The sequence below is a fragment of the Streptomyces sp. BE20 genome, assembly GCF_036322525.1.
Lineage (GTDB): Bacteria > Actinomycetota > Actinomycetes > Streptomycetales > Streptomycetaceae > Kitasatospora.
On the sequence record NZ_JAQYWW010001232.1, the window covers coordinates 1 to 488 of the forward strand.

General features: G+C 74.6%; 1 pseudogene. It reads left to right on the forward strand.

The features are described from left to right. Positions 1–488 (forward strand): annotated as a pseudogene (locus PUR61_RS44895) (ATP-binding protein); the annotation flags it as partial.

Consider the following 488-nt stretch of genomic DNA (forward strand, 5'->3'; position numbering starts at 1 on the left):
ACCGACCCCCGCGCCCACCTCCCCGGCCTCGCCCGATCCCTCAACAACCTCGCCAACCACCAGTCCGACGTCGGCGACCGGGCAGCCGCCCTGACCTCCGCCACCGAAGCCGTCACCCACTACCGCACGCTCGCCGACACCGACCCGCGCGCCCACCTCCCCGACCTCGCCCGATCCCTCAACAACCTCGCCAACCACCAGTCCGGCCGCGGGAAGTGGGAAGCCGCCCTGGCATCCTCCACCGAAGCCATCGGCATCCGTCGACGCCTCGCCGACGCCGCCCCCACCACCCACCTCCCCGACCTCGCGGAGGCCCTCGACAACCTCTCCGGCCGGCAGGCCGAGCACGGCGACCGGGCAGCCGCCCTGACCTCCGCCACCGAAGCCGTCACCCACTACCGCACGCTCGCCGACACCAACCGCGCCGCCTACCTCCCCCGGCTCGCCGGCGCCCTCAACAACCTCGCGACCCGGCAGGCCGAGCACGG